Annotated in this window: 11 protein-coding genes; 8 read left to right on the forward strand and 3 right to left on the reverse strand. The window is 68.7% G+C overall.

All coding sequences use genetic code 11. The annotated features are described in order from the left end of the window. Positions 1-101: 101 nt before the first annotated feature. From G3N98_RS04100 to G3N98_RS04130, 7 genes are all read left to right on the forward strand, one after another. A complete protein-coding gene (locus G3N98_RS04100; protein WP_206147289.1) occupies positions 102-866 on the forward strand; it encodes a sugar phosphate isomerase/epimerase in 765 nt (254 codons plus the stop codon). Positions 867-894: 28 nt separating this feature from the next. Continuing rightward, a complete protein-coding gene (locus G3N98_RS04105) occupies positions 895-1,887 on the forward strand; it encodes a sugar kinase (RefSeq protein WP_206147291.1) in 993 nt (330 codons plus the stop codon). Between the two features lie 309 nt (positions 1,888-2,196). Then, a complete protein-coding gene (locus tag G3N98_RS04110; RefSeq protein WP_206147292.1) occupies positions 2,197-3,477 on the forward strand; it encodes an MFS transporter in 1,281 nt (426 codons plus the stop codon). Between the two features lie 5 nt (positions 3,478-3,482). Further along, positions 3,483-4,448, forward strand: a complete 966-nt coding sequence (locus G3N98_RS04115; protein WP_089425927.1) for an NAD(P)-dependent oxidoreductase — start codon at positions 3,483-3,485, stop codon at positions 4,446-4,448. A gap of 427 nt (positions 4,449-4,875) precedes the next feature. Next, a complete protein-coding gene (locus G3N98_RS04120; RefSeq protein WP_206147294.1) occupies positions 4,876-5,919 on the forward strand; it encodes a LacI family DNA-binding transcriptional regulator in 1,044 nt (347 codons plus the stop codon). Positions 5,920-5,973: 54 nt separating this feature from the next. Continuing rightward, positions 5,974-6,765, forward strand: coding sequence for a YhfC family glutamic-type intramembrane protease (locus G3N98_RS04125; RefSeq protein ID WP_206147296.1), 792 nt, complete (start codon positions 5,974-5,976; stop codon positions 6,763-6,765). A 13-nt stretch (positions 6,766-6,778) separates the two neighbouring features. Beyond that, a complete protein-coding gene (locus G3N98_RS04130) occupies positions 6,779-7,141 on the forward strand; it encodes a DUF3022 domain-containing protein (RefSeq protein WP_206147298.1) in 363 nt (120 codons plus the stop codon). A gap of 33 nt (positions 7,142-7,174) precedes the next feature. On the opposite strand, the gene G3N98_RS04135 is transcribed toward G3N98_RS04130, so the two are convergent. Both G3N98_RS04135 and G3N98_RS04140 read right to left on the reverse strand, forming a co-directional pair. Continuing rightward, positions 7,175-7,606 carry a PGDYG domain-containing protein gene (locus G3N98_RS04135; protein WP_175239878.1) on the reverse strand — a complete coding sequence of 144 codons (432 nt, stop codon included), beginning with the start codon at positions 7,604-7,606 and terminating at the stop codon, positions 7,175-7,177. A 130-nt stretch (positions 7,607-7,736) separates the two neighbouring features. Next, positions 7,737-8,288, reverse strand: a complete 552-nt coding sequence (locus tag G3N98_RS04140; RefSeq protein WP_206147300.1) for a Spy/CpxP family protein refolding chaperone — start codon at positions 8,286-8,288, stop codon at positions 7,737-7,739. A gap of 255 nt (positions 8,289-8,543) precedes the next feature. Here G3N98_RS04140 and G3N98_RS04145 point away from each other — a divergent pair, with 255 nt between their 5' ends. Continuing rightward, the gene (locus G3N98_RS04145) at positions 8,544-9,008 is read left to right on the forward strand and encodes an Lrp/AsnC family transcriptional regulator (protein WP_006481526.1); all 465 of its coding nucleotides are present in this window, start codon (positions 8,544-8,546) and stop codon (positions 9,006-9,008) included. A gap of 3 nt (positions 9,009-9,011) precedes the next feature. On the opposite strand, the gene G3N98_RS04150 is transcribed toward G3N98_RS04145, so the two are convergent. After that, on the reverse strand, positions 9,012-9,685 hold a 674-nt coding region (locus tag G3N98_RS04150), incomplete at its 5' end, for a HAMP domain-containing sensor histidine kinase (protein WP_206147302.1).

Raw genomic sequence — 9,685 nt, forward strand, 5'->3', positions numbered from 1 at the left:
GCACCGTCTTAGGGATTTCCTCTATGGCGTGGGTCCGAAGCGAAGCGCACCATCCGTCTCAAGCAAATGGAACCGGTTCCATTCCGGTGAAAAAGGGCAACATGACAGACATCGTGATCGTGGCGAGCGCATTCGGGATGGACCGCGTGCGTCAGGAGGGCCACAGCGCATTCATCGCGACCGCGGCGGCAGCCGGTGCGACCGGCTTCGAGGTGCGGCGTGAACTGTTCGCGTCGGAAGAGGCGGCCGCGCCTGGCGCGCTGGCCGCGCTCGGCGCGCAACTGGCCGGCCACGGTCTGTGGTCGGTGTTCTCGACGCCGGCCAACCTGTACACGGAAACGGGCGCGCTCGATGCGGACGCATTGCGCAGCGCGCTTGCGGAAGCCGACGCGCTCGGCGCGCGCTTCGTGAAATTCCAGCTCGGCGGCTTCGCCGGCGACGCGCACGCGGCCGAGATCGTCGCGCTGTCGCGCGGCGCGCGGGCCCGCGTGGTGGTCGAAAACGGCCAGCTTCCGGTCGGCGGCGCGCTCGCGCAGTTCCGCGGGCTGTTCGACGCACTGGCCGCGGCCGGCGTGCCCGATGCGCTCGGGATGACGTTCGACATCGGCAACTGGCAGTGGCCGGGCGAAGCGCCGCTTGATTGCGCGCAAGTGCTCGCGCCGCATGTGGAATACATTCACTGCAAGGCAGTCGCGGGCGAGGGCGCGCGTCGTTTCGCCACCGCGCCGGCCCCGAACGATCCGCTCGTGACCGGCGTGCTCGCGGTGCTGCCGCAGCACGCGCCGCGCGGCATCGAGTTCCCGTTCGACGCGTCCGACCTGGCGGGCGATGCATGCCGGCGCGTTGCGTGGCTCGCCACGGCGTGACGGCGCAAGGATCCTGGAGAGTACATTCATGAAAGCAGCACTCGATGTCGTGACCTACGGCGAAGCGATGGCGATGTTCGTCGCGACCGAGCCCGGCCATCTCGCGCACGCGACGCAGTTCACGAAGCGGGTCGCGGGCGCCGACCTGAACGTCGCGATCGGCCTGTCGCGGCTCGGCTTCCGGGTCGGCTGGATGAGCCGTGTCGGCCGCGATTCGTTCGGCGGCTACGTACTCGACACGCTGGCGCGCGAGGGCATCGACGCGTCGTGCGTGACCGTCGATCCGCGTTACCCGACCGGTTTCCAGCTCAAGTCGCGCAACGACGACGGCAGCGACCCGACTGTCGAATATTTTCGCAAGGGCTCGGCCGCGAGCCACCTGTCGTGCGACGACTACGTGGCCGACTACGTGCTCGGCGCGCGCCACCTGCACCTGACGGGCGTCGCGCCGGCGATCTCCGCGACGTCGTGCGAGCTCGCGTTCAAGCTCGCGCGCGAAATGCGCGCGGCCGGCAAGACGATCTCGTTCGACCCGAACCTGCGCCCGACGCTGTGGCCGTCCGCCGACGTGATGGCGAAGACGCTGAACGCGCTCGCGTCGCTCGCGGACTGGGTGCTGCCGGGCATCGCCGAAGGGCGGCAACTGACCGGGCACGACACGCCGGCCGACATCGCGGGCTTCTATCTTGCACAGGGCGCGCGCGGTGTCGTGATCAAGCTTGGCGCGGAAGGTGCGTACTACCGGACGGCCGACGGCCGTGACGGAACGGTGACGGGCGAGCGCGTGCAGAACGTCGTCGATACGGTTGGCGCCGGCGACGGCTTCGCGGTCGGCGTGGTCAGCGCGCTGCTGGAGGGCAAGACGATCGAGCAGGCGGTGGCGCGCGGCAACCGGATCGGTGCGCTCGCGATCCAGGTGATCGGCGACTCGGAAGGACTGCCGACCCGCGCCGCGCTCGATCGATTCGAAAACGTCAGCAATGGCGCCGATCGCCTAGAGGAAACCTTCACCGCGCAATGAGAGGCCGGACACGGCACAATCCGCGGACTCATTTCGTCGTGCATGCGCACGGCATGGTACGGGACCGGGACGGGCGCTGACGCGTTTGTTCTGGTCGATTGTGGAGCATGAGCCAGAGTAATCGCTGAAGCGCCAACTCTGGCCGACCGCGAAGCATGGGGCCGGAATAAGCGCTAAAGCGCTAACTCCGGCCGACCGCGAAGCATGGGATCAGAGTAAGCGCTAAAGCGCTAACGCTGATCGACCGCGAAGCATGGGGCCGGAGTAAGCGCTAAAGCGCTAACTCCGGCCGACACAGGAGACATTCTGATGGCCAACTCTCTCGCTGCCCGCCGCTGGTGGACGATCATGCCGATCGTCTTCATCACGTACAGCCTCGCCTACCTCGACCGCGCGAACTACGGGTTCGCGGCCGCGGCCGGCATCAACCAGGACCTCGGGATCAGCAAGGGCCTGTCGTCGCTGATCGGCGCGCTGTTCTTCCTCGGCTACTTCTTCTTCCAGATTCCCGGCGCGATCTATGCGGAACGCCGCAGCGTGAAGAAGCTCGTGTTCGTCAGCCTGATCCTGTGGGGCGCGTGCGCGGCGCTCACGGGCGTGGTCAGCAACATCCCGTCACTGATGGCGATCCGCTTCGTGCTCGGCGTCGTCGAGGCAGCCGTGATGCCGGCGATGCTGATCTACATCAGCAACTGGTTCACGAAGAAGGAGCGCTCGCGCGCGAACACGTTCCTGATCCTCGGCAACCCGGTCACGGTGCTGTGGATGTCGATCGTGTCGGGCTATCTCGTGCATGAATTCGGCTGGCGCCACATGTTCATCGCCGAAGGCGTGCCGGCCGTCCTCTGGGCTGTGTGCTGGTGGTTCCTCGTGCAGGACAAGCCGGCCGATTCGCCGTGGCTCAACGCGCAGGAAAAGCGTGACCTCGACGCCGCACTCGCGGCCGAGCAGGCAGCGATCAAGCCCGTGCGCAACTATGGCGAAGCATTCCGCTCGCCGGCCGTGATCAAGCTGTGCGCCCAGTATTTCTGCTGGAGCATCGGCGTGTACGGCTTCGTGCTGTGGCTGCCGTCGATCGTCAAGAACGGCTCCGACCTCGGGATGGTCGCGACCGGCTGGCTGTCCGCGCTGCCGTATCTCGCCGCGACGATCGCGATGATTGCCGCATCGTGGGCGTCCGACAAGGTCGGCTCCCGCCGCGGTTTCGTGTGGCCGTTCCTGCTGATCGGCGCGGCTGCGTTCGCCGCATCGTACGCACTCGGCTCGTCGCACTTCTGGATCTCGTATGCGCTGCTGGTCGTGGCCGGCGCCGCGATGTACGCGCCGTACGGCCCGTTCTTCGCGATCGTGCCGGAACTGCTGCCGAAGAACGTCGCCGGCGGCGCGATGGCGCTGATCAACAGCATGGGCGCGCTCGGTTCGTTCGTGGGCTCGTACTTCGTCGGCTACCTGAACGGGGCGACCGGCTCGCCCGTCGCGTCGTATGCGTTCATGAGCGCCGCGCTCGTCGCCGCGGTGATCCTCACGCTGTCCGTCAAACCCCAGGCGCGCGATGCGCATCCGCTCGCGACGCCGCTGCAAGGAAAATGAATCCGATGAAGCCCCGTATCGTCGCGTACAAGCCGCTGCCCGATGACGTCCTCGCGTACCTGCGCGAGCATGCGGACGTCGTGCAGGCCGACGGCGCCGCCGCCCTTGCCGATGCACTCGGCGACGCGGACGGCGCGATCGGCGCGAGCCTGAAGGTCACGCCGCAGATGCTCGACCGCGCACCGCGGCTGAAGGCGTGGTCGACGATCTCGGTGGGCTACGACAACTTCGACGTCGCGGATCTCACGCGGCGCGGGATCGTGCTCGCGCATACGCCCGACGTGCTGACCGAGTCGACCGCCGATACGGTGTTCTCGCTGATCCTCGCGTCCGCGCGACGCGTGGTCGAGCTGGCCGAGTGGGTGAAGGCCGGCCACTGGCATCACAGCATCGGCCCCGACCTGTACGGCACCGACGTGCAGGGCAAGACGCTCGGCATCGTCGGGCTCGGGCGGATCGGCGGCGCGGTCGCGCGCCGCGCGGCGCTCGGCTTCCGGATGCAGGTGCTGTACGCGAACCGCTCCGCGCACGCGGAAGCCGAGACGCAGTACGGCGCGCGGCGCGTCACGCTCGACGAACTGCTCGCGCAATCGGATTTCGTGTGCCTGCAGGTGCCGCTGTCGCCGGAAACGCACCACCTGATCGGTGCGGCCGAATTCGCGAAGATGAAGCGCGGTGCGATCCTGATCAACGCATCGCGTGGGCCGGTGGTCGACGAAGCCGCGCTGATCGATGCGCTGCGCGCGGGCACGATCCGCGGCGCGGGGCTCGACGTGTTCGAGAAGGAGCCGCTGGCGGCGGATTCGCCGCTGTTGCAGATGAAGAACGTCGTCGCGCTGCCGCATATCGGCTCGGCGACGCACGAGACGCGCCATGCGATGGCGCGCTGCGCCGCGGAAAACCTGGTCGGCGCGCTGGCCGGCACGCTGCGCACGAATCTCGTCAATCCGGATGCGCTCGCGCGCGCTTGAGCCGCGGCGGTAGCGGGGCGACCCCCGGCCGGCGGGGCGCCGGCTTCGTTAGAGTCGATGGTCTTGGTGCCGGAGGGCTGGCTGCGTTATGATCCCCGCGCGTCGCATCGACGGCCCGGCAATGCTGCCGGCGGCGTCCCGCGACGGGTATCCGCGCCAGTCCGGTGCGGCCGACTGCTGTTGCAGGTGACCGGGGCGGGTGCCGACGCGCCGGTGCTGAAGGGCAGACGCTGATCGACCGCGAAGCATGGGATCCACGTAAGCGCTAAAGCGCTAACGTGGATCGACCGCGAAGCATGGGGTCAGCGTAAGCGCTGAAGCGCTAACGCTGACCGACAGGGAGATTCCACCGGGTGGCTTACGTTTCCAACAACAAAGGTCCGTCTGCTCACGAAGCGGCGCGGATCGTACGTCGCGAGGCACGACAGTGACCGATTCGCAACCAACCACGACGCGTCCGGCGACGATCAGCGACGTCGCGCGCGAGGCCGGCACGGGCAAGACCAGTGTGTCGCGCTATCTGAACGGCGAGACGCACGTGCTGTCCACCGATTTGCGCCAGCGGATCGAAGCGGCGATCGCGCAGCTCAACTACCGGCCGAACCAGATGGCGCGCGGGCTCAAGCGCGGCCGCAACCGCTTGCTCGGCATGCTCGCGGCCGACCTGACCAATCCCTATACCGTCGAGGTGCTGCAGGGCGTCGAGGCCGCATGCCACGCGCTCGGCTACATGCCGCTGATCTGCCACGCGGCGAATGAAGTCGAGATGGAGCGCCGCTTCCTGCAGCTGCTCACGACCTACCGCGTCGAAGGGCTGATCGTCAACGCGCTCGGTGCCGACGAGGACGTGCTGCGCCCGCTGCGCGGCGCCGGCATCCCGGCCGTGCTCGTCGACCGCACGGTCGAAGGCTTCGAGGCCGACCTGATCGGCCTCGACAACGCCGACGCGATCGAGACGGCCCTCGCGCACCTGATCGAACACGGTTTCGACGCGATCCATTTCGTCGTGCAGCCGTTCGAGCGCGTCAGCTCGCGGCGCCTGCGCGAGGCCGCGTTCCGCACGGCACTGGCGGCGCGCGGGCTGACGGTGCCGTCGACGGTCGTGCTCGACCTGAACGAACCCGACGCGGTCACGACGGCGCTGGCCGACATCGATGCCCGCATCGACGACGCGGCACGGCGCGGCGTGCGCGCGGCGCTGTTCGCCGCGAACGCGCCGGTCGCACTCGCGATCGCGCGCCACCTGCGCGCGCGCTTCGGCACCGCATGGCAGCAGCGGGCGGCGCTGCTGTCGATCGACGATCCGGAATGGGCCGAGCTGATCGGGATCACGACGATCCGCCAGCCGACCTACGAAATCGGCTACAAGGCCGTCGAATTCGTGCACGAGCGGATCGACGGTGCGGCGGGTGACGTACGCGTCTCGCTGTTGCCGGGCGAGCTGGTTGCGCGCGCGTCGACCGCAAGCTGAGTATCATTCGGGGCACGCAGCGCGTCAGGTGCGCTGCCCCGAACAAGGAAATTCATGACTGTCGCTCCCGTCACGCTGGCGGTGCTGATCGCCGCCACGCTGATCATCGCGCTCCTGCCGCTCGTCCTCTACCGACTCCTGCGCAAGCCGCTGGCGCTGAACCGCCGCGACACGATCGTCGGCGTGGCCGTCTTCACGCTGTTCGCGATGATCCTCGAACGCGCGTTCCACGGGCTCGTGCTGAGCCAGACGCCGCCGGACGGCTGGCTCACGCAGCCGCTCGCGTTCGTCGCGTACAGCGCGCTCGCGACCGCCGTATTCGAGGAAGTCGGCCGCTATCTCGGGATGTGTTTCCTGAATCGCCGCTATGGCCCGTCGTCGGCAGGCGACAGCCGCGGAATCGGCTACGGGATCGGTCACGGTGGCGCCGAGGCATGGTTCGTCGGCGTACTCGTGTGGGGCCAGTGGTCGTATCTCGCGTGGCTCGCGAGCCGCGGCCAGCTCGAAGCACAACTCGCCGACCTGCCGGGCGACACCGTCGTGCGCCTGCACGTGATGCTCGCGACGCTGTCGGCGCAGTCGATGCTGCTGTTGCTGCTCGAACGCTGCACGGCATTCGTGCTGCAGCTCGCGTTGTCGGTGCTGGTCTGGCGTGGCGTGCGCGCCGGCCGCGCGGGCGTGTTGCCGCTCGCGATCGTGCTGCATGCGCTCGCGGCCGCGCCGGCATTGCTGTACCAGGTGCGCGTGCTGCCGGCCGGCGGGGTCGAGGCCGCGTATTTCGTGCTCGCCGCGATCCTGGTCGTCGTGCTGGTGAAGGCATGCCGGCCGTCGCAAGCGGCAGCCTGACGGGAGAGACGGGATGGATGACTATCTGATCGAATGCCAGAGCGCGGAATTCGACGCGCTCGCACGCGTGATCTGCGATCTCTTTCCGGAGCAGACGCGTTTCGCCGAAAGCAGCGACGCACGCGGGCGGTTCCTGTCCGTGCAGTGGCTCGCGATGCGTTTCGGCTCGGCGCCGAAGCGGATGACGCTCGATATCCGTATCGTGCCGGCCGCGCTCGCGCGCTATTTTGCGCTCAAGCCGATGCAGCGGGCGCGCAGCCATGCGGTGCTGCATGCGTATACGGAAGCGATGCTCGGGTCGCTCGAGGAGCGTCACGCGGCCGGCGAGGCCGTCGAGCGCGACGCGGAACTCGTACTCGACGAAGACTTTGCGTGACCGTTCGCGCCGGCGCCATGCCGGCGCGCTGCATTACGCGTCGCGGTAGACCTGCGCGAAGCGCTGGGCCTGCACGACACCGTAGTCGCCGGGCGCGTACTGCATCACCCAGTCGCCGGCCACGCCACGCAGCGTGTCGCCGTTTTCCGAGCGGGCGATCGTGAACGGCTCGTCCATCCGGCGGGCGAGCACGACGGCCGGCCGGTTCCGGTAGGCGCCCGGTGCGCCGTGTGCGAGTGCCGGATCGGCGGGCAGGTATTTGGCGTCGAAGCGCGCGCGCGACACGACCCAGCGGTCGCCGGTCGAGCCCGTGATCAGCGCGTCGCCCGCCGCGTAGCGGTTCGGGCCTTCGAGGCTCATCAGTTCGCCGTCGGCCTGCGCGAAGGCAACGGCAACGGTTTCGTCCTTGACGACGCGACGGGCCTGCGGATCGGTGCGCAGGTCGAGGTGCTTGAGTTCGAGCATGACGGGAAAGGGCGGGAAAGCGGTAAAAGCGGGGAGCTTATCCCGAATTCGGCGCGCCGTGTGACGCGCCGGTCGCCTGGCGCGGCGCCGTTCGGCCCGGACGGGCGGTACGGCGCCGGCAGGGCGGGCGTCAGGGCTGCGCGGGGGCGCTGGCGGCCGGCGCGGCTGCCGCCTTGCCATCCGTGCCCTTCGTCTTGCCCTTGCCGCGGTGCTCGCCGCCGTGGTGCAGCCAGCTGCGGAACGTCGTGTCGGCCAGCGCCTTCTGGTCGGCCGGGAAGCTCTCGTAGAGCGGTGCGAAGGTGTCGGCGAGCTTCTTCGCGCCGTCGGCGTTCGCCTGCGACAGTTCCGCGTACTGCTTCATGTCGTCGAGCGCGGAGACGTCGTGCTTCGCCATCCGTTCGCGATAGAGGCGGCCCATCGTGTCGCCGTTGTCGCGCATCGTGTCCGCGAACGTCTTCCACTGCGGTTCCTGCGCCGACGTGATCTTCAACTGGTCGTGCAGATACTTGATGCGCTGCTCGACGCGCGCTTCATGGCGTGCCGCGCGCTGCTCGGCGCTCGGGGCCGACGACGCGGCCGTCGTTGCGGGGGCCTGGGCGAGCGCTTGCGGCTGCGCCGGGGTTTGCGCGAACGCGCTGGCTGCAACGGCGAGCGTAGCGAGGGTGAGCGAGATTTTCTTCATGGTTGGCTCTCCGGGGTGGTGTCTTGCGAGCGGGCGCGGCGGCAACTGCCGCAAGCGCGCTTCTCGCGTCGCACGGTATTAGTAGCACGTTGCGTGCAGCGCAGCAGTGAATGCGACACTTGCTTACATCCGATACGAATCGAAATTGAAAGGTCCGACTCGGGTCCGGGCGATGGCGTTTGGGCGGGCCGGCGTTCGGCGCTATCATCGCGTCACCTTCCACTCAGCCGGCGCGTCGTGCCCCGGCCCAGCCTCATGCGTCCACCCCGCCTCGACCAACTCGACGATCTCGACCGGCAACTGGTCGCGCTGCTGCAGGCCGATGCGCGCGCCAGCGTCGCGGATCTCGCGCGCCAGCTCGACGTCGCGCGCACGACAGTCGTCGCCCGCATCGCGCGGCTCGAACGCACCAACGTGATTGCCGGCTACAGCGTCCGGCTCGGGCAGGACGTGCTCGATGCAAGCATTTACGCGTATGTCGGCATCATTCTCACGCCGAAGTTCGGCAAGGACGTGCTGCGCAAGCTCGACCGGATGCCCGAGGTGCAACTGCTGTGCGCGGTGAGCGGCGAGTACGACTACGTCGCGTGGCTGCGCGCCGATTCGCCCGAACGGCTCAACGACCTGCTCGACCAGATCGGCACGCTCGAAGGCGTCGAACGCACGACGACGTCGATCATCCTGTCGCGCAAGATCGATCGCGGGACGATCGGCGGCTGACGCTCAGGCGCGGCCTGCGTCGCGTCGTGCGTGTTGCGCCGGGGTATCGGCCCGGCTGTCGGGCTGCGCCGCGCCAGGCGGCCGCACGAGCGGAATCCGCACCGAGATGCGCAACCCGCGCGCTTCCGTTTCATCCGCATACGAGAGCGTAATGTCGGCACCGATCCGGTCCGCGACGATCTTCACGATCGACAGGCCGAGCCCGGAGCCGATCTGCGCGTTGCCGGGCACCCGGTAGAACGGGTCGAACACACGTTCGCGTTCGTGCGGCGCGATGCCCGGCCCGGTGTCGGCGATCGTCACGTACACGTGCGTGTCCGTGCGTTGCGTCGACAGGTCCACGCGTCCGCCCGGCGGCGTGTAGCGGATGGCGTTGTCGACCAGGTTCATCACGAGCGACACGAGTTCGAGCTCGTCGACGGGCACGTGCGTGTCCGGGGCGTCCTCGATGCCGATGTCGAGGGTTTTCGCGTCGGCGAGCGGCATCAGGTCTTCCAGCACGCGTCGATAGATCGCATGGACGGACACGTCACCGGGCGGCGCGGCCGGCGCGCTTTGCGCCCGCGCGAGCGCGAGCAGCTGCCCGATCAGGTGGCGGCTGCGGTCGAGCCCGCCGCGCAGCGCGGCGAGCCGTGCGCGCGCATCGTCCGGCAGGTCGGCCTCGGCGAGGCGCTCGG

Source organism: Burkholderia sp. Tr-20390, from assembly GCF_017104595.1.
Lineage (GTDB): Bacteria > Pseudomonadota > Gammaproteobacteria > Burkholderiales > Burkholderiaceae > Burkholderia.